Annotated in this window: 17 protein-coding genes; 9 read left to right on the forward strand and 8 right to left on the reverse strand. The window is 51.9% G+C overall.

Annotated features, from left to right (window positions below; genetic code table 11):
• Positions 1-32: 32 nt before the first annotated feature.
• Positions 33-2303, forward strand: coding sequence for a bifunctional diguanylate cyclase/phosphodiesterase (locus OGY68_RS20865; RefSeq protein WP_057069344.1), 2271 nt, complete (start codon positions 33-35; stop codon positions 2301-2303).
• On the opposite strand, the gene ppx is transcribed toward OGY68_RS20865, so the two are convergent.
• From ppx to purM, 4 genes are all read right to left on the reverse strand, one after another.
• On the reverse strand, positions 2283-3824 hold the full coding sequence (ppx, locus tag OGY68_RS20870; protein ID WP_032944195.1) for an exopolyphosphatase: 1542 nt from the start codon (positions 3822-3824) through the stop codon (positions 2283-2285). The genes OGY68_RS20865 and ppx overlap by 21 nt on opposite strands.
• 4 nt (positions 3825-3828) lie before the next feature.
• On the reverse strand, positions 3829-5895 hold the full coding sequence (gene ppk1 / locus OGY68_RS20875) for a polyphosphate kinase 1 (protein ID WP_032944192.1): 2067 nt from the start codon (positions 5893-5895) through the stop codon (positions 3829-3831).
• 216 nt (positions 5896-6111) lie between these two features.
• Positions 6112-6753, reverse strand: a complete 642-nt coding sequence (gene purN, locus OGY68_RS20880) for a phosphoribosylglycinamide formyltransferase (RefSeq protein ID WP_008785442.1) — start codon at positions 6751-6753, stop codon at positions 6112-6114.
• Positions 6750-7787: a phosphoribosylformylglycinamidine cyclo-ligase gene (gene purM / locus OGY68_RS20885; RefSeq protein WP_020996702.1), complete on the reverse strand. Its 1038-nt coding sequence runs from the start codon at positions 7785-7787 to the stop codon at positions 6750-6752. The genes purN and purM overlap by 4 nt, the downstream gene beginning before the upstream one ends.
• Before the next feature lie 295 nt (positions 7788-8082).
• Between purM and OGY68_RS20890 the strand changes: the two genes are divergently transcribed.
• From OGY68_RS20890 to OGY68_RS20905, 4 genes are all read left to right on the forward strand, one after another.
• A complete protein-coding gene (locus tag OGY68_RS20890) occupies positions 8083-9513 on the forward strand; it encodes a 6-phospho-beta-glucosidase (protein WP_057066941.1) in 1431 nt (476 codons plus the stop codon).
• A gap of 183 nt (positions 9514-9696) precedes the next feature.
• Positions 9697-10323 carry a uracil phosphoribosyltransferase gene (gene upp, locus OGY68_RS20895; protein WP_003835110.1) on the forward strand — a complete coding sequence of 209 codons (627 nt, stop codon included), beginning with the start codon at positions 9697-9699 and terminating at the stop codon, positions 10321-10323.
• A gap of 96 nt (positions 10324-10419) precedes the next feature.
• Complete coding sequence (uraA, locus tag OGY68_RS20900) at positions 10420-11709, forward strand: uracil permease (protein WP_003835107.1); 1290 nt, start codon at positions 10420-10422, stop codon at positions 11707-11709.
• Between the two features lie 95 nt (positions 11710-11804).
• Positions 11805-12506 (forward strand): DnaA inactivator Hda, encoded by a 702-nt coding sequence (locus OGY68_RS20905; RefSeq protein WP_211924219.1) that lies wholly within the window; start codon positions 11805-11807, stop codon positions 12504-12506.
• A gap of 34 nt (positions 12507-12540) precedes the next feature.
• Here OGY68_RS20905 and arsC read toward each other — a convergent pair whose 3' ends face one another.
• Entirely contained in the window at positions 12541-12900 is a 360-nt protein-coding gene (gene arsC / locus OGY68_RS20910) for an arsenate reductase (glutaredoxin) (RefSeq protein ID WP_003037937.1), read from the reverse strand.
• 123 nt (positions 12901-13023) lie between these two features.
• Positions 13024-14487 carry a beta-barrel assembly-enhancing protease gene (bepA, locus tag OGY68_RS20915; RefSeq protein ID WP_125363143.1) on the reverse strand — a complete coding sequence of 488 codons (1464 nt, stop codon included), beginning with the start codon at positions 14485-14487 and terminating at the stop codon, positions 13024-13026.
• Between the two features lie 226 nt (positions 14488-14713).
• Here bepA and OGY68_RS20920 point away from each other — a divergent pair, with 226 nt between their 5' ends.
• From OGY68_RS20920 to iadA, 4 genes are all read left to right on the forward strand, one after another.
• Entirely contained in the window at positions 14714-15778 is a 1065-nt protein-coding gene (locus tag OGY68_RS20920; RefSeq protein ID WP_003037941.1) for an AI-2E family transporter, read from the forward strand.
• Positions 15779-15944: 166 nt separating this feature from the next.
• Positions 15945-16604 carry a nucleoside recognition domain-containing protein gene (locus OGY68_RS20925; protein WP_032944189.1) on the forward strand — a complete coding sequence of 220 codons (660 nt, stop codon included), beginning with the start codon at positions 15945-15947 and terminating at the stop codon, positions 16602-16604.
• A gap of 1 nt (position 16605) precedes the next feature.
• Positions 16606-17067: a YjiG family protein gene (locus tag OGY68_RS20930; RefSeq protein ID WP_003835099.1), complete on the forward strand. Its 462-nt coding sequence runs from the start codon at positions 16606-16608 to the stop codon at positions 17065-17067.
• Positions 17068-17078: 11 nt separating this feature from the next.
• Positions 17079-18242 (forward strand): beta-aspartyl-peptidase, encoded by a 1164-nt coding sequence (gene iadA / locus OGY68_RS20935; RefSeq protein ID WP_057066937.1) that lies wholly within the window; start codon positions 17079-17081, stop codon positions 18240-18242.
• Between the two features lie 107 nt (positions 18243-18349).
• On the opposite strand, the gene bcp is transcribed toward iadA, so the two are convergent.
• Together bcp and OGY68_RS20945 are read right to left on the reverse strand one after the other, a co-directional pair.
• Positions 18350-18820, reverse strand: a complete 471-nt coding sequence (bcp, locus tag OGY68_RS20940) for a thioredoxin-dependent thiol peroxidase (protein ID WP_003835095.1) — start codon at positions 18818-18820, stop codon at positions 18350-18352.
• Complete coding sequence (locus tag OGY68_RS20945; protein ID WP_003037954.1) at positions 18820-19392, reverse strand: glycine cleavage system transcriptional repressor; 573 nt, start codon at positions 19390-19392, stop codon at positions 18820-18822. Before OGY68_RS20945 ends, bcp begins: the two co-directional genes overlap by 1 nt.
• Positions 19393-19446: the final 54 nt, after the last annotated feature.

Genomic DNA, 19446 nt, shown 5'->3' on the forward strand with positions numbered 1-19446 from the left:
CTACAGGATGTGTGGGATTCTACTGAGCATCTATGAAACTCAATAAAAATTATATTGGTATTAGAGATAGATGGTGGGCATTACCTCTCATCTTACCTTCTTTGTTGTTGCCTATATTGAGCACTGCCACCACCTATGCCCATATTAGTACGGGGGCCGTAATTCTTTTCTACCTGCCGTTAGCGCTGATGATTAGCCTGATGCTTTTTTTTGGCTGGGCGGCATTGCCAGGTATTATCATTTCCATTATCTGGTACAAATATCCGCAGGTCGGGTTATTTGAAACACTTTCAATAATTTCGCACTTTATAGTTACAATCGTGCTTAGCTGGGGAGGATATAAAGTATTTTCTCCCCGACGAAACAACGTTTCCCACGGCGACTCTCATCTGTTGTTTCAGCGTATGTTCTGGCAAGTCTTCTGCCCGGCAACGCTGTTTCTGATACTCTTCCAGTTTGCTGCATTTGTGGGTGTTTATGAAAGCAAATCCGGCATGGTGGGCGTTATGCCCTTCAATACAGGCACATTGATCAACTATCAGTCCATACTCGCGGGGAATCTTGTAGGTGTGCCGCTGTGTTATTTCATCATTCGAACAATTCGCAACCCCTTGCATCTGAGAGGCTATTTTTCTCAGTTAAAGCAGCAGTTTGATACCAAAGTGACTAAAACAGAGTTTGCGGTCTGGTTGATTATATTGACTGTGCTAATGGCAATGTTGTGTATGCCGCTCAATGAACAAAGCTCAATATTCAGCACGAATTATACACTGTCACTGTTACTGCCTGTCATGCTGTGGGGGGCAATGCGTTACGGTTATAAATTTATTTCGTTAATATGGGCGGTCGTACTTATTACCGCAATTCATTATTATCAGCGCTATATGCCCTGGTATTCGGGTTATGATACGCAGCTTGCCATTACCTCATCAAGTTATCTGGTTTTTTCCTTCATCGTGAATTTCATTGCTGTCCTGGCAACGCGTCAACGTTTTGTTACCCGGCGCAACCATCGCCTGGCCTTCTTTGACCCTATGGTGCATATTCCGAATTTGCGCGCTTTGAACCGGGATTTGAAAAACGCGCCATGGTCAGTGCTTTGCTTTTTGGGTGTTCCGGGCATGGAGCTGCTGGTGAAAAATTACGGCATTATGCTGCGTATCCAGTACAAGCAAAAACTGGCTCAGTGGATAACACCGTTGCTTGAACAGGATGAGCATGTCTATCAATTGTCAGGTAATGATTTAATCCTGCGTTTTAACACTGAGCTACACCAGGAACGCATTGAAGCACTGGACAGGCATATCAAGCAGTTTCGTTTTGTCTGGGACGGAATGCCTTTGCAACCGCAGGTTGGGATCAGCTTTTGCTATGTCCGTTCTCCTGTTAACCATATCTATTTGTTGCTGGGAGAGTTAAGTACCATTGCCGAATTATCGCTGGCAACCAATTCACCAGAGAATTTGCAGCGGCGTGGTGTGATGCACCTGCAACGCGACCTGAAAGATAAGGTTGCGATGATGAACCGTATTCAGCAGGCGCTGGAGAACAATCGCTTTTTCCTGAAGGCGCAGCCGATTTTTGGCGTACGTGGCGACGTTTATCACGAAATCCTGCTGCGGCTTGAGGGGGATGACGGTGAAACTATTGCCCCTGATAACTTCTTGCCGGTAGCCCATGAGTTTGGTTTGTCATCCCGTATCGATCTGTGGGTGATTGAAAATACGTTGAAATTTATGGCGCAGAATCGGGAAAAAATGCCCGCCCACCGGTTTGCTATCAACTTATCACCCACCTCAGTATGTCGCGCGCGACTTCCTAATGACATCAATCAGTTACTGAATAAGTACAAGGTTGAAGCATGGCAACTTATCTTTGAAGTGACGGAAAGCAATGCCTTGACCAATGCGGAACAGGCACAGGCAACGTTGCTGCAGCTGCAATCACTGGGCTGTCAGATTGCGATTGATGATTTTGGTACTGGGTATGCCAGCTATGCGCGGCTGAAAAATGTGAATGCCGATATCCTGAAAATTGACGGTAGCTTTATTCGCAATATTGTTTCGAACAGCCTCGACTACCAAATCGTGGCCTCTATTTGCCATCTGGCGCGGATGAAAAGAATGCTGGTGGTTGCGGAGTACGTCGAAAGCGAAGAAATACGCAGTGCGGTGATTTCGCTGGGGATTGATTACATGCAGGGGTATCTGATTGGTGAGCCACTGCCGTTGAATGAAACTCTGGAAAAGCAGGTGCCAGATGAACTGACACCTGCTGAGATCTTATGCGGCGATATCGGGTGAGCTCTCTTCTTCAATTTTGAGTCGCCAGCCTGTTACGGCTTCCCAGTATTGCTGCTCTTTCTCCAGATCGAGCAGCACCAGCGCATTTTGGCTAAACCAGTCATGCGGGAAGCGTAAGGTCCAGTGGCTGTCGTCGGTTATCAGGGTCAAAGTCGGCGGTGTGGTGGTCGCCTGACGCTGATTATTCAACAGCACGCCCAGGCGCAGCAGCTGAATTAACGGCAGAAACTGTTTCTTCTTAAACAGCGTAAAGCGGGGCAAGTCGTCGAGCTTAATCGCTTTGCGATGATAACGAACTAATGTTGCCATCATCAGCTGTTGTTCCTGATTGAAACCAGGAAGATCGCTGTTTTGTAAGATATACGCAGAGTGGCGATGCAAACCGCTGTGGTTAATGTTCAGCCCAACCTCATGCAGCATTGCTGCCCAACGCAGTAACGCTTCCAGTTGGGGATTGGCCAGCTTTGGCTGCTGCGTATGCCACTGGTCGTACATTTGCATCGTCGTTTCTAGTACGCGCCGGGCCTGTTCGCTGTCAATGTTGTACTGGTTCGCCAGGCTGCTGGCGGTACGGCTGCGAACGTCCTGGTGGCGAAAACGGCCTTCCATCTCGTACAACACGCCTTCACGTAACGCACCATCAGAAAGGCGAAGTTCGCGAATAGCTAACGCGTCAAAAACGCCGCACAGAATCGCGAGTCCGGGTACAAATACTGCTTTTCTTTCTTCTGACAACCCCGGCAAGCTGAGCGCATCAAATGACGCGTGCTTCAACACTTCAGATGTCAGCTTGTCCAGACGTTCGGGGGTGATAAAACCGTCTTTTTCACCCATCTCCAGCAGCACTTCATGGGCTGCTTTAATGGTGCCCGATGCGCCCAGCGCAACGTTCCAGCCCTGAATGCGAAACTGCCAGGTTAAGGTTTCGAGCTTTTGCGCAGCCGCCATGCGGGCACGCTGGAAATTTTCACGGTTAATTACACCGCGCGGGAAATACATCTGGGCAAAGCTGACGCAGCCCATACGGCGGCTTTCGACCAGTTTAGGCTCGAAATCTTCCCCGATCACCAGTTCTGTTGAGCCGCCGCCGATATCGATAACCAGCTTGCGACCTTTTTCCGGCTGCGTATGTTCAACGCCCATAAAGATCAATCGGGCTTCTTCGTTGCCGGAAATAATCTCAATTGGGTAGGGGATGACTTTTTCCGCTCGCTTGAGAAAATCAGTCGCATTCAGTGCCTGACGCAAAGTATGGGTTCCCACGATACATACGCTTGATGGAGGAAACCCCTGCAAACGTTCGGCGAACAGTGATAAACAGCTTAGCCCGCGCTCCATGGCCTCTTCGCTCAGCTTGTTATCTTCGCCGAGGCCATCCGCCAGATGTACGCGTTGTTTCAGTCGCCCAATAATTTGCATTGCGCCATCAACCACGCGGGCAATGACCATATGGAAACTGTTTGAACCAAGGTCGACCGCAGCAAATTCTTGCGGTCGTGGAGTCTTGTCGTGTATTGGCATATCTTTAGTCAGGTTGCTCGAGTGATTTGATGTAATCGTAAATCGCCAATTGTGACTGAACCTTACGGCGGTTTCCGCGCGGTACGTAGCGATTACTCAGTTCTTTATCAATAAAGCGGGCTTTCACCGTGTCGCTGAACAGGATATCGATAATATCCAGCACGCGTTGCTTAAGGCGCGGGTCAAGAAGTGGTGTGGCAACTTCGATACGATAGTCGATGTTTCTTGTCATCCAGTCAGCGGAGGAGAGATACACCTGCTTGTCACCCCCGTTCTCGAAGATATAGACCCGGTCATGTTCAAGATAGCGATCAACGATGCTGATAACGCGAATATTGTCGCTGATACCTTCCAGATTCGGAATCAAAGAACACATACCACGAATCAACAAATTGACCGGCACACCTGAGCTTGAGGCCGCATAGAGGCGGTCAACCAGACCTTTATCGACCAGGTTATTCAGTTTTAGCGTAATGCCGGAAGGCAGTCCTTGCTGCGCGTTGGCGATCTCTTTGTCGATCATCGCGTACAGCAGACGACGTGAGTTCTGCGGGGAAACCAGCAGATAATCGAACGTCACCGGGCGATACGGGTTCTCGATGAAGTTAAACACCCGACGCACTTCGTTGGTAATGCGCGAATCGGCAGTTAGCAACGAGTAGTCGGTATACAGGCGTGCCGTTTTTTCGTTGAAGTTCCCCGTCCCGATATGCGCATAGCGCACGACTTCATCACCTTCTTTACGCGAGATAAGGAACAGTTTGGCGTGAATTTTCAGGCCTGGCGCGGAGAAGATGACGTGAACGCCTGCTTCGGTAAGACGCTTGGCCCAATGGATGTTGGCTTCTTCATCGAAGCGGGCCTGCAATTCCACCACCACGGTGACTTTCTTACCGTTGTGCGCGGCATGGATCATTGAATCTATGATGCGTGAATCTTTTGCCACACGGTAGATGTTGATCTTTATAGCCAGCACGCTCGGGTCGAAAGAGGCCTGGCGCAGCAGTTCAAGAACGTGCTCAAAGGTGTGATAGGGGTAATACAGCAGCACGTCGCGTTCACGAACGGCGTCAAAGCCGTTACGAAACTTCTCGTTGTCGAACCAGATATGGCGCAGACGCGGCAGCGGTTTGTTCACCAGGTTAGCTTTACCAACGTTGGGGAAGTTAATAAAGTCTTTGAAGTTATGGTAACGCCCGCCGGGAACAATCGAGTCGTAGCGAGAAATCGTCAGTTTTTCACGCAGTACCTCGACCAGCGCGTTGGGCATGTCACGCTGATAGACAAAACGTACAGGTTCTGCGGTCAGACGCTGTTTCAGGCTGGATGACATCAGCTCCATCAGGCTCGATTCCATCTCGTGCACCAAATCGTATTCGGCGTCACGGGTCATTTTCATCGAATAGGCGTTCAGTGCGTCGTAATCAAAGAACCCTTTGAAAATGTCGTCAAGGCAGTAACGTAATATGTTGTCCAGCAGGATCATCGGTTTGCGACGGCGTGGGGTTTCCGGCGGCAGATTCACAAAACGAGGAACCTTGTCGGAAGGAATTTCCAGCAGCGCGTAGCGGATCGTATCGCCACGGATAATTTCTACCGCCAGATAGGTGTAGTCATCTTTCAAAAACTGGACTAAATCCGTCTCGCGGTTAATCAGGATCGGCGTGATGTGCTGGCGAAGATATTGCTTGAAGTAATGACGCAACCAGCTTTGCTGATTGACCGACAACTGGCGTTCGTTGATTAAGAAAATCTGATTGCGCGCCATTTCCAACAGCAACTCGTTGTACAGGCCGTCAAATTCCTGATCGGCTTTTAATACGCGGGCCTGGATTTTGCCTAACAAATGGCGGGAGTGAGAGTTTGAACCCTGTTCTTCGCTAATAATGATTCGGCGCTTCAGTTCGGCAAAACGAACCTTATAAAACTCGTCGAGGTTATTGGAATAGATGCCTAAGAAACGCATCCGTTCGATCAACGGGTTTGACTTATCAGCAGCTTCCTGGAGTACACGTTCGTTGAACGCTAACCAGCTGAGTTCTTTCTCGATGTATAGCTTTTCCTGACCCATTACCACTTTTACTCCGTTTCATTCACGGGACACTACCGATTTATTATGGCGAGCATTGCTCTCAGATGTCCAACTGTGCCAGAAAAATATGACAATAAACCGTCTGATAGCAAAGAGAAAGGGGGAGCGTAGATGAATACCGGTGGTATTAACCGGAAAAGGTAGTTATGCCTGTAAGCCGGATGGTGACATTCGGCTTACAGGTTGGTTTTTTTATTATTCGTCGGCGGCGTAGCCTTGTGGAGGCAAACGAACGCCATCCAGCCATGCAGCGTTATCACGCATCTTCAGGCGACCGTCGATAAACCAGCTTACCACCAGCGGGTAAATGGTATGTTCCTGAGCCTGAACCCGTGCCGTGACGTCATCTTCGCTGTCGCCTTCAAATACTGGGACTTTGGCCTGGAGAATGACCGGTCCGCCGTCCAACTCATCCGTCACGAAATGGACTGAGGTACCATGTTCTTCATCGCCGTTTTCCAGTACCTGGCGGTGCGTATGCAGGCCGGGATACTTCGGCAATAAAGACGGGTGGATATTCAGCAATCGTTCAGCATAGTGAGCGACAAACGCCGGGCTGAGGATACGCATATAACCGGCCAGCACCACGACATCGGGTGCATAGGCGTCAATCTCTTGTATCAGTTGGCGGTCGAATGCTTCGCGACTGGCAAACTGGGCGGCTTCCAGCGAGTGTGCCGGAATATTCGCTTCGCGTGCGCGCTCAAGGCCGAACGCATCGGCCTTGTTACTGAATACTGCACGTATGGTGCCATTGATTTTTTTCTGTTCGCAGGCGTCGATTATCGCCTGCAAATTACTTCCGTTGCCGGAAATGAGCACCACGATGTTTTTCATTCAATGACCACACGCTGTTCGGAATCAGAAGCTTTGATGATACCGATTTTCCATGCGTTTTCACCTTTCTCATTGAGCAAAGCAAGGGCTTTGTCCACTTCCGGAGCTGGCAGGGCGATAACCATACCTACACCGCAGTTAAAGGTGCGATACATCTCATGCTGGCTGACGTTACCCGCCGTTTGCAGCCAGTTGAAGACGGCTGGCCACTGCCATGAAGATTCGTCGATCACTGCCTGCGTGTTGTCTGGCAGAACGCGTGGAATATTTTCCCAGAAGCCGCCGCCGGTCAGGTGGGCAATGGCGTGCACATCAACCTTCTCGATCAGTTCCAGAATGGATTTCACGTAAATGCGGGTAGGGGCCAGTAAGTGATCGGCCAGCGGCTTGCCTTCAAGCTCGGTGGTTTCTGGGTCACAACCGCTGACTTCTACAATTTTACGCACCAGAGAGTAGCCGTTGGAGTGCGGGCCGCTGGAGCCGAGCGCAATCAGTACGTCACCGTCAGCCACTTTTGAACCGTCGATAATCTCTGATTTTTCGACGACGCCAACGCAGAAACCTGCCACGTCGTAATCTTCGCCGTGGTACATCCCCGGCATTTCAGCTGTTTCCCCACCGACCAGCGCACAGCCAGACTGCAGGCAGCCTTCGGCAATCCCGTTAATGACGCTGGCTGCGGTGTCCACATCCAGTTTGCCGGTTGCATAGTAGTCGAGGAAGAACAGCGGCTCAGCGCCCTGAACCACGAGGTCGTTGACGCACATTGCGACGAGGTCAATGCCGATAGTGTCGTGGCGTTTCAGATCCATCGCCAGACGCAGTTTTGTACCAACGCCATCAGTGCCGGAAACCAGTACCGGTTCACGATATTTTTGCGGCAATGCGCACAGCGCGCCGAAGCCACCCAGACCACCCATAACTTCCGGACGACGAGTTTTCTTTACTACGCCTTTGATTCGATCAACCAGAGCATTACCTGCATCAATATCAACACCGGCATCTTTGTAGCTAAGAGAGGTTTTATCGGTCACTGCCTGCTTCCCCACATGTTTACTTGCAGTAAAAGTTAAATTCGGCGCAATTCTAACAGGGAAAGCAAACGTTTGCGAGCCTGCTCTGCATCAAGTTTTATCTGCTGGTTTTTTCAGCATTTTACAATCATTTATCTATTTGTTTGAGCTGCGCCACGAAAATGAAACCGGGTACAGTCTTGTGCTTGAATCCTGTTAGCCGAATGCACAGTATCGTACTGAAACCGGTTTCTGTTTTCTGTTGCGGACCTCATCAACAGCGTTTTGCGCAGAGTCATCACGATAGGGGAAGGGTATGTCAGGATTTAAAGCAGATTTCATGTGGGGTGGTGCTGTCGCTGCTCATCAACTGGAAGGTGGCTGGCAGGAGGGCGGAAAAGGCGTCAGCGTTGCTGATGTCATGGCCGCGGGAGCGCATGGGGTGGCGCGTGAAATTACCGACGGTGTGATTGCCGGTAAAAATTACCCTAACCATGAGGCCATCGATTTTTATCATCGCTATAAAGACGACATAAAGCTGTTTGCCGAAATGGGGTTTAAATGTTTTCGCACCTCTATTGCCTGGACACGTATTTTCCCCTTAGGCGATGAAGAACAACCCAATGAAGCTGGCCTACAGTTCTATGATGACCTGTTTGACGAATGCCTGAAATACGGCATTGAGCCGGTGATTACGCTGTCGCATTTTGAGATGCCTTACCATCTGGTGACGGAGTACGGCGGCTGGCGCAACCGCAAGCTTATCGATTTCTTTGTCCGTTTTGCCAGGGTGGTATTCACTCGTTACCAGCACAAAGTGAAGTACTGGATGACGTTTAATGAGATTAACAACCAGGCAAATTATCACGAAGATTTCGCGCCCTTTACTAACTCAGGTCTGAAATACCAGCCCGGCGAGGACCGCGAGCCGGTCATGTACCAGGCGGCGCACTATGAGCTGGTGGCAAGCGCGCTGGCGGTAAAGGTTGCGCGTGAGATTAACCCGGAATTACAGATAGGGTGCATGATTGCCATGTGTCCTATCTATCCGCTGACCTGCGCGCCAGACGATATGATGATGGCGATGAATGCCATGCACCGGCGTTACTGGTTTACTGACGTCCATGTGCGCGGCAAATACCCGCGGCATCTTCTCAACTACTTTGCCCGTCGTGGCTTTGAACTGGATATCACCGAGGAAGACCGTCAGGCGCTGACCGAGGGCTGCGTTGATTACATCGGCTTTAGCTATTATATGTCTTTCGCGACCCAGGCAACGGCGGACAACCCACAACTGGATTACGATGAGTCGAAAAGCCTGGTTTCCAACCCGTACGTGCAGAAATCTGACTGGGGCTGGCAGATTGATCCGGTTGGCCTGCGTTATTCACTGAACTGGTTCTGGGATCATTATCAGCTGCCACTATTTATTGTGGAGAATGGATTTGGCGCCATTGATGTGCGCGAGGACGATGGTACAGTTAACGACCAGTACCGTATCGACTACCTTGCCGCCCACATACGTGAGATGAAAAAAGCGGTGGTGGAAGATGGCGTGGATCTGATGGGATATACCCCGTGGGGCTGCATTGATTTAGTCTCTGCCGGGACAGGGGAGATGAAAAAACGCTACGGGTTTATCTATGTCGATAAAAATAATGACGGTAGCGGGACATTAACGCGCTCACCTAAAAAATCTTTTTCGTGGTATCAAAAAGTCATCCAGACCAATGCTGAATATCTTTGAAATTCATAGCATTGACAGCAAGCCCCGCCATCAGTGCGGGGCTTGTTTTATACTCATCATTCAGACGCAAATGACTTTGGTTGATCCATATCAAGCGTATGCAGTGTTGCGCCAGAGAGGAAAAGCGGTATAATCCGGCGATTTTTTTTGTGGTTGCCATTCGTCTGAGGAAAGGAGAAGAGTATGAAGATCGTGGAAGTCAAACACCCACTCGTCAAACACAAGCTGGGACTGATGCGTGAAAACGACATCAGCACTAAACGCTTTCGTGAACTCGCCTCGGAAGTTGGCAGTCTGCTGACTTATGAAGCAACCGCTGGTCTGGAAACCGAAAAGGTGACCATTGAAGGCTGGAACGGTCCAGTTGAAGTTGACCAAATCAAAGGCAAAAAAATCACCGTTGTGCCTATCCTGCGTGCGGGCCTGGGCATGATGGAAGGCGTTCTGGAAAACGTTCCGAGCGCGCGTATCAGCGTTGTTGGTATGTACCGTAACGAAGAGACGCTGGAGCCGGTTCCGTATTTCCAGAAGCTGGTTTCTAACATCGATGAGCGTATGGCGCTGATCGTTGACCCAATGCTGGCAACCGGCGGCTCTGTTATCGCCACTATCGATCTGCTGAAAAATGCAGGCTGCACCAGCATTAAAGTGCTGGTCCTGGTTGCGGCACCGGAAGGTATCGCGGCACTGGAAAAAGCGCACCCGGATGTGGAGCTGTACACCGCCTCCATCGATCAGGGACTGAACGAGCACGGATACATTATTCCGGGGCTCGGCGATGCCGGCGATAAGATTTTTGGTACTAAGTAAACGAATAAGTGAAAAGAAGCCGACTTTAAGAGTCGGCTTTTTTTTGAATAAAACAACCCAATGGCTAATAACAAACAACACTCAGAGGAAAACACTATGACGCGCCGTGCTATCGGGGTGAGTGAAAGACCGCCGCTTTTACAGACAATCCCGCTTAGTTTGCAGCACCTGTTCGCCATGTTTGGCGCAACGGTACTGGTGCCAGTCCTGTTCCACATCAACCCGGCTACCGTTCTGCTGTTTAACGGCATTGGTACGTTGCTGTATCTCTTTATTTGTAAGGGTAAAATTCCCGCATATCTGGGTTCCAGCTTTGCCTTTATTTCCCCGGTACTGCTGCTGCTGCCGTTAGGGTATGAAGTGGCGCTGGGCGGTTTCATTATGTGTGGCGTCCTGTTCTGCCTGGTTTCTTTCATTGTTAAGAAGGCAGGAACCGGCTGGCTGGATGTCATGTTCCCGCCTGCGGCGATGGGCGCAATCGTTGCCGTCATCGGTCTGGAGCTGGCTGGCGTTGCTGCGGGTATGGCGGGGTTACTGCCTGCTGAGGGGCAATTACCGGATTCAAAAACCATCATCATTTCTATGGTGACGCTGGCGGTAACGGTCTTTGGTTCCGTATTGTTCCGCGGTTTTATGGCGATTATCCCGATTCTGATCGGGGTGCTGGCCGGTTATGCGCTTTCCTTCGTGATGGGCGTTGTGGACACTACGCCGATTGCGCAGGCCCACTGGTTCGCGCTGCCGACGTTCTACACGCCGCGTTTTGAATGGGTTGCCATTCTGACCATCCTGCCAGCGGCGCTGGTGGTCATCGCCGAACACGTCGGGCATCTGGTGGTGACGGCGAATATCGTGAAAAAAGATTTGATTCGCGATCCTGGCCTGCATCGTTCTATGTTTGCCAACGGTCTGTCTACGGTAATCTCTGGTTTCTTCGGCTCTACGCCGAACACCACGTACGGCGAAAACATCGGCGTAATGGCGATCACCCGCGTTTACAGTACCTGGGTTATCGGCGGTGCGGCAATTTTCGCCATTCTGCTCTCCTGCGTGGGTAAACTGGCGGCGGCGATCCAAATCATTCCACTGCCGGTGATGGGCGGCGTATCGCTGCTGCTGTACGGTGTGATTGGCGCTTCTGGTATTCGCGTACTGATCGAGTCGAAGGTTGACTATAACAAGGCGCAGAACCTGATCCTGACCTCGGTTATTTTGATCATCGGCGTAAGTGGCGCGAAAGTTCACATCGGTGCCGCAGAGCTGAAAGGCATGGCACTGGCGACCATCGTTGGTGTCTGTCTGAGCCTGATTTTCAAAGTTATCAGCCTGCTGCGTCCGGAAGAAGTCGTGCTTGACGCGAAAGATGCAGACAGTCCGCAACAGTAAATCTCTGACCGGGCGGCAGCGCTGCCCGGTTCTATCGCGACGTATTTCTGTGTTAAACTCAACGCGATTTTATGAAATCCTGGGTTGAGGTATCTCTGAACACACCGGCACAGCTCTCTTTGCCACTTTATCTTCCTGACGACGAAACTTTCGCAAGTTTCTGGCCGGGGGATAACTCCTCTTTACTGGCTGCACTGCAAAACGTGCTGCGTCAGGAACATAGCGGGTATATTTATCTCTGGTCGCGTGAAGGCGCTGGCCGTAGTCATTTGCTGCATGCAGCCTGTGCGGAACTGTCCGCGCGCGGCGATGCGGTAGGCTACGTGCCGCTCGACAAACGCACCTGGTTCGTCCCCGAGGTGCTCGACGGGATGGAGCATTTATCGCTGGTTTGCATTGATAACATCGAATGTGTGGCCGGTGATTCGCTGTGGGAAATGGCGATCTTTGATCTCTACAACCGTATCCTGGAGTCGGGGAAAACGCGTTTGCTGATCACCGGCGATCGTCCGCCAAGACAGCTGAATCTGGGGTTGCCGGATCTCGCCTCACGCCTGGACTGGGGGCAAATCTACAAGCTACAACCGCTTTCCGATGAAGATAAGCTGCAGGCGTTGCAATTACGCGCCAGACTTCGTGGATTTGAACTGCCGGAAGATGTGGGACGTTTTCTGCTGAAGCGTCTAGATCGTGAAATGCGAACGCTGTTTATGACGTTGGATCAGTTAGATCATGCGTCGATCACCGCCCAGCGTAAGCTGACCATTCCGTTCGTAAAAGAAATTCTGAAGCTGTAAGCGCCGCAGCCGAGAAGACGCGGCAGGTTGCAGGTTAACCGACGATTTCCAGTACCTGCTCAGGCGGGCGTCCAATTCGAGCCTGACCTTTGGCAACCACAATCGGGCGCTCCATCAGTTTCGGGTTTTCCACCATTGCCTGAATCAGCGCATCTTCACTCAGATTTTTGTCCGCCAGGTTAAGCGATTTATAGAGATCCTCTTTCTGGCGCATCAGTTCACGCGCGCTGGACATACCGAGCATTTGCAGCAGTTCGCGCAGGGTTGCTGCGTCAGCCGGCGTTTCCAGATACAACACCACTTCCGGGTCCACGCCGTTGGACTTCAGTAATTCCAGCGTTTCACGGCTCTTGGAGCAGCGTGGGTTATGGTAGATTTTAATCGCGTCTGACATGACTTCTCCTTGCATAACAATACTGCCGGATGGCGGCCAAAAGACCTTATCCGGCCTACATATTGCGTCTGACGTAGGCCGGATAAGACGCGACAGCGTCGCCATCCGGCAAGGGTTCGATAATTACATTTTCGTGTACGGTTTAAAGCGTTCTTGCAGCTGGCGTAGCTGGTCAATACGGGCATCGTATCTGGCCTGCTGCTGGCTACCCAGTTTCACCTGAGAGCTTGCGCTGCTGAGCATCGAAATAGCCTGATCCAGACGTCCCGCGAGGGCATACCCCTCCGCGCGCGCCGCCAGCTCCTGATCGCGGTTGCTCAGGTTGGCTTCTGTTTGCGCTAACAGATCCCAGCCGTTAGGGTCATCTTTATGGTTAAACGTATAGCGATTCAGGATGGTCGCCGCCTCTTTGGCTTGTCCACCCTGTAAATAGGCATTCGCCAGGTTGAGCTGCAGAACCGGGTTAGTGCGCAGGTCGCGGGCGTTTTTCAGGCGGTTAATGGCATCACTGGTTTTCTTCTGGCCGAGATCGATATCTGTTGCCAGGTCGAGATACCAGGTATTGTTAGGATCCGCCGCCAGCAGCGGTTGCAGCGCTTTACGCGCCTCGTCGTATTTACTGGCTTCCATCGCCTGCAATGCCCGGCCATACTGGGCCGCACGTTGCTCACGTACGTTGCCTTTCGACCAGCTACTCAGCAGGTCATCGGTCAACTGGTTACGACCAGAGTTGTACATGCCTAAGGTTCGTGCCTTAGCCAGATAAAAATCTTCTGACGACTGGACGACCACCGGGCGCATCTGGTTGGCGCGGTTACGGGCATCAGACAGACGGCTTTCCGGCAGGGGGTGAGTCAGCAAAATTTCCGGCGGACGCGAAGAGTAACGAGCCTGGTCGAGCAGTTTTTCCAGGAACGTTGGCATGGCCTGGGGATCGAATCCCGAGCGTTGCAGCACCTGAATACCGATGCGGTCTGCTTCCTGTTCGTTTTGCTGCGTAAAGCTGATCATTCCCTGACGTGTACCCGCCAGCGTACCGGTCAGCGCCGCCATACCCGCCTGCGGGCTGGCCATTGCTAATAAAATTGAACCTAATGCGCCAACCCACGTTAGCGGTGCGCTGCGTTTCTGATCTTCCATGGCACGCGCCAGGTGACGCTGTGTAACGTGGGAAATTTCGTGCGCCATAACCGATGCCAGCTGGCTTTCGTTGTCGGAATAGCGGAATAGTGCGGAGTGCAGGACAACGTTGCCGCCAAAGAAAGCAAAGGCGTTGATTTCATCGTTGTTAATCAAAAAGAAGGTGAAGGGCGTTTTTACCGAGTCGGCGTGCGAGACCAGACGCATCCCCAGCGCATTAATGTATTGGGTGAGCAATGGATCGTTAATTAATGGCGCACTGCCGCGCAGTTGGCGTACGTAATAATCGCCCATCTGCATTTCCTGTCCTATGGAAAGCGTACTGCCTGCCGACGTTCCCATATCAGGCAGGGTGTCCGCAGTATCAGCAAATGCGGGCGCAACCTGACCGATAGTCAGTGCGGCAATGAGGGTAGCAACCAGGTTTTTTTTCAACTGCCTGAACATAACCTCTGTCCTGTATTCTTTTTTGAGATAGCCATTTGACCGATGCTGTGAAGTATCGTTCACACTCCGCAAGCTTACGGAGTGTAACTGCGAAACCTGACGATGAACACCCAGGAAAAATGTCTTTTCACTTTGCGTAATCAGCCATAAAAAGCGAAGTCTTTTTTGTGACATTTCGATACAATTCGGGATCGCAATCCCGCTATTGGGTTCATGGAAGGGTTTTATGCTCGAAATGTTGATGCAATGGTATCGTCGCCGCTTTAGCGACCCCGAAGCCATCGCCCTGCTGATTATTCTTGTTGCCGGTTTTGGCATCCTGTTTTTCTTTAGCGGTCTTTTGGCGCCGCTGCTGGTCGCCATTGTGCTGGCGTACCTGCTTGAATGGCCGACAGTGCGGCTGGAACATATTGGGTGTTCACGGCGTTGGGCGACATCGATTGTGCTGGTGGTATTTGTCGGTATTTTACTGCTGATGGCCTTTGTGGTGATGCCCGTTGCGTGGCAGCAGGGAATTTACCTGATCCGCGACATGCCCGGCATGCTCAATAAATTGTCTGATTTTGCCGCCACCTTGCCACGACGTTACCCGGCGCTGATGGATGCGGGCATCATTGATGCGATGGCGGAAAATATGCGCTCGCGAATGCTCACCATGGGCGATTCGGTGGTGAAATATTCGCTGGCCTCACTGGTCGGTTTGCTGACGCTGGCGGTTTACCTGGTTCTCGTCCCATTGATGGTGTTCTTTCTGATCAAAGATAAAGGACAGATGCTGAACGCCGTGCGCCGGGTGCTGCCGCGTAACCGCGGGCTGGCGGGGCAGGTATGGAAAGAGATGAATCAGCAAATCACCAACTATATCCGCGGGAAGGTGCTGGAAATGGTGGTGGTCGGCGTAGCAACCTGGCTCGGCTTCCTGCTGTTTGGTCTCAACTATTCGCTGCTGCTGGCGGTGCTGGTCGGGTTCTCTGTGCTGATCCCGTATATCGGCGCTTTTGTGGTGACGATTCCGGTGGTTGGCGTGGCGCTGTTCCAGTTCGGGCTTGGCACCGAGTTCTGGAGCTGTTTTGCTGTGTACCTGATAATCCAGGCACTGGACGGCAATTTGCTGGTTCCCGTGTTGTTCTCCGAGGCGGTCAATCTGCATCCACTGGTGATTATTCTCTCCGTGGTGATTTTCGGCGGTCTGTGGGGATTCTGGGGCGTATTCTTTGCGATTCCTCTGGCGACGTTAATCAAAGCGGTAATGCATGCCTGGCCGGATGGTCAGGTCGTTGACGAACCCTAATCTGCAAGATCCGGCGATATCATGTCGCCGGATCTGAACTTGTCTGACCTCTATCCACACTTTCTGAATAATCTCTTCTGCTGTCGTTTTTCTCCGCGTTTGTCTTTAACTTGACCATCGTGATGTCTTTTAGTCACACAAGGATTAAGGCCAACAGGAGAACAAAATGGGTCACAGCACACACACGCAGCAAAAGGTGGGATGGGGCGGTTATCTCGCTTTTTTTATTACGATTATTCTTTTTTCCGGCATGTTTGCGAAAAGTACCGAATGGTGGCGGGTCTTTGACTTCACCGTCCTCAACGGTGCGTTTGGGCAGATTAATGCTGCGGGCGACACGGCAGTCTCTTTTCGTGGCACTGGGGGGATGGGGGCAAAAGACGGCTTCTTATTCGCGCTTGAACTGGCACCTTCCGTCATTCTTTCGCTCGGGATTATTTCCGTCACCGAAGGGTTGGGTGGGTTGCGCGCGGCACAACAGCTGATGACGCCGGTCCTGCGTCCGTTACTGGGCATTCCGGGTATTTGTTCGCTGGCGTTGATTGCGAATTTGCAAAATACCGATGCCGCGGCAGGGATGACCAAAGAAATGGCGGAAGAGGGCATTATCACAGAGCAGGAACGCGCTATTTTTGCCTGCTGGCAAACCAGCGGCAGCGCGTGCATTACCAACTATTTTTCTTCTGGCGCAGCGCTGTTTACGATGGTGACCGTTCCGGTGATTACGCCGCTGGCTGTGATCCTTGTCTTCAAATTTGTGGGCGCGAACCTGTTGCGTGTATGGATCGCGCAGCTGGAAAATCGCCGTATGCAGCAGGAGGCGTGAGATGACAACACAGGTACGTAAAAACGTCATGGATATGTTTATCGATGGCGCACGGCGCGGGTTTACCATTGCAACAACCAGTCTGTTACCTAACGTGGTGATGGCGTTTGTGATTATTCAGGCGCTGAAGGTGACAGGGCTGCTCGAGGTTGTCGGGCGGGTATGCGAGCCGGTAATGGCGCTGTGGGGGCTGCCGGGGGAATCTGCCACTGTGCTGCTGGCAGCGGTGATGAGTATGGGAGGCGGCGTCGGCGTGTGCGCCAGCCTGGTTGTCGCCGGTACGCTTTCGGGACATGATGCCACGGTGTTGTTACCGGCTATCTACCTGATGGGCAATCCGGTGCAAAATGTGGGCCGTTGTCTGGGGACCGCGGGGGTTCATCCTCGTTATTACCCGCTAATTATTGCGGTATGCGTCATTAATGCGCTGCTCTCTATTTGGGTTATGCAGGTTATTGCCTGACAAGGAAGGTTATGAACTGTTCAATTCTTGATTTGACGTTGTTCCAGCAGGGACACGTGTATGCGCCGGAAGATTTAGGGCGACAGGATATACTGGTCTCCGGCAGCAAAATTGTTGCCATCGCCCCGTCAATTTCTCCTGAAGACTTTCCCGGTTGCGAGTGTATCAATCTTGACGGCGCGATTGTGTGCCCAGGATTTATCGATCAACACGTCCATCTTATTGGCGGCGGTGGGGAGGCGGGGCCGCATACCCGCACGCCGGAAGTGCGCTTGTCACGGCTGGTTGAAGCTGGCGTCACGTCGGTGGTGGGTTTGCTGGGGACCGATGGCATTACCCGTCACCCGGAATCGCTGCTGGCAAAAACCCGCGCGCTGGAGTTTGAAGGCATCAGCGCATGGATGCTGACCGGGGCGTATTCTCTGCCTTCCCCGACTATCACCGGCAGTATCGATCGCGACGTGGCACTGATTGATAAAGTTATTGGCGTGAAATGTGCGATTTCGGACCATCGTTCCTCAGCCCCGGATACCTCGGCGCTGGCAAACATGGCCGCGCAGTCGCGCGTCGGCGGGTTGTTAGGGCGCAAACCAGGGATCAGCGTTTTCCATATGGGCGACAGCCCGCGCATGCTGGAACCGTTGTACCAGATCCTCGACTGCTGCGATGTGCCGATTACTAAACTGTTGCCGACACACGTTAACCGTGCGGAACCGCTGTTCCAGGCGGCGCTGGAGTATGCCCGTAAAGGCGGTTATATCGACATTACCAGCAGCATTGATGAGCCCGTCGACCCGGCCACGGCTATCGCCACGGCGCTGCGCCAGAACGTGCCGCTGTCGCGCATTACCCTTAGCTCGGATGGCAACGGCAGCCAGCCGGAATTTGATGAGCTTGGCAATCTCACTGGCATCGGTGTCGCGGGGTTTGAATCACTGGCTGAGACGGTGCGCCAGTTGGTGAAGATTCATGCCATACCGCTGGAACAGGCGCTGTGTCCGCTGACGCGTACGGTCGCAGAATTTTTGGCACTGGAGCATAAAGGGCGTCTGGCGGTGGGATGCGATGCGGACATTCTGGTGCTCAACGACGCGCTGGAAGTTCATCACCTGTGGGCGAAGGGAAAAGCCGTAGTCAGGGAGCAGAAAGCGTGCGTGAAAGGGACGTTTGAGTAACCGGGCGGTCATCTGCCGGATGGCGACGCTAACGCGTCTTATCCGGCCTACGCGCGTGCATTTGTAGGCCGGATAAGGCGTTCACGCCGCCATCCGGCATTTCACGGTCAGGCGTTCTCTTTCAGCCAATTCATTACTACGTCGTGGTGGTTGCTGGTTTTGAAGTCATCAAACACATGCTCAATTTTCCCTTCGGCATCAATCAGGAAGCTGATGCGGTGGATGCCATCGTAGGTTTTTCCCATAAATGACTTCTCACCCCAGACGCCGAACTGCTCGCAAACCTGATGATCTTCATCGGACAGGAGCGTGAAATTCAGGACTTCTTTCTCCGCGAATCGGGAAAGCTTCTCTGGTTTGTCAGTGCTGATCCCCAGCACTTCAACACCCGCTTTTTTTAACTCATCCATGTTATCGCGCAGGCCGCAGGCCTGTACGGTACAGCCGGGTGTCATGGCTTTCGGGTAAAAATAAACCAGAACACGCTGTCCCTGGAAGTCGGTTAAATTTACTTGTTCTCCGTCTTGATCCGGCAAGCTAAATTTCGGTGCGATATCACCGGCTTTCAGTGGGTTCATTACTTAACTCCATCCTGTTCATCATGCTGTGAGTAATTGACGACGTTAATACTGCCTTGCGCATTGAGTTCTGTACAGAGTGCTTTAAACGCATCTTCAATATTTGCCGAATCATGTGACGCAGGACTATGTGCGGTAATTTGAATAAACAACTGCGCCGCCTTTCCATTCTCAGCCGGTTGCGTGCGTGAAACCAGTTCCGCAATATTCATTTGGTGGCTGTCAAACAGAGCGGTGAAGCGTTCAATCAAATGGGGAGAATCAGGGACATCGACCTGCACCCATACCGTAGCAGGCATTGCCGGACGGGGGCGCGCGGTCGTACGCTTCATCACAATGAGTAAATCCAGCTCTGCGCCTTTTAATGGCAGGGTTGATTCAATCAGGGTGATGGCATTCCAGGTGCCCGACAGCAACATGATAAACGTGAACTCATCACCCAGCATGGCCAGTCGGCTGTCTTCGATATTACAGCCGCAACTGCTGACATGACGCGTGATGGTGTTCACAATTCCTGGGCGATCGGCACCCAGCGCAGTAATGACCAGATAGTGTTGCGATGACGATGTCAAACCTGTTCTTCCTTTGAGCGGTGAGGTAATCATAAGGAAAGCATAAAAAAAACA

Source organism: Citrobacter sp. Cpo065 (assembly GCF_030332805.1).
Taxonomy (GTDB): domain Bacteria; phylum Pseudomonadota; class Gammaproteobacteria; order Enterobacterales; family Enterobacteriaceae; genus Citrobacter; species Citrobacter portucalensis.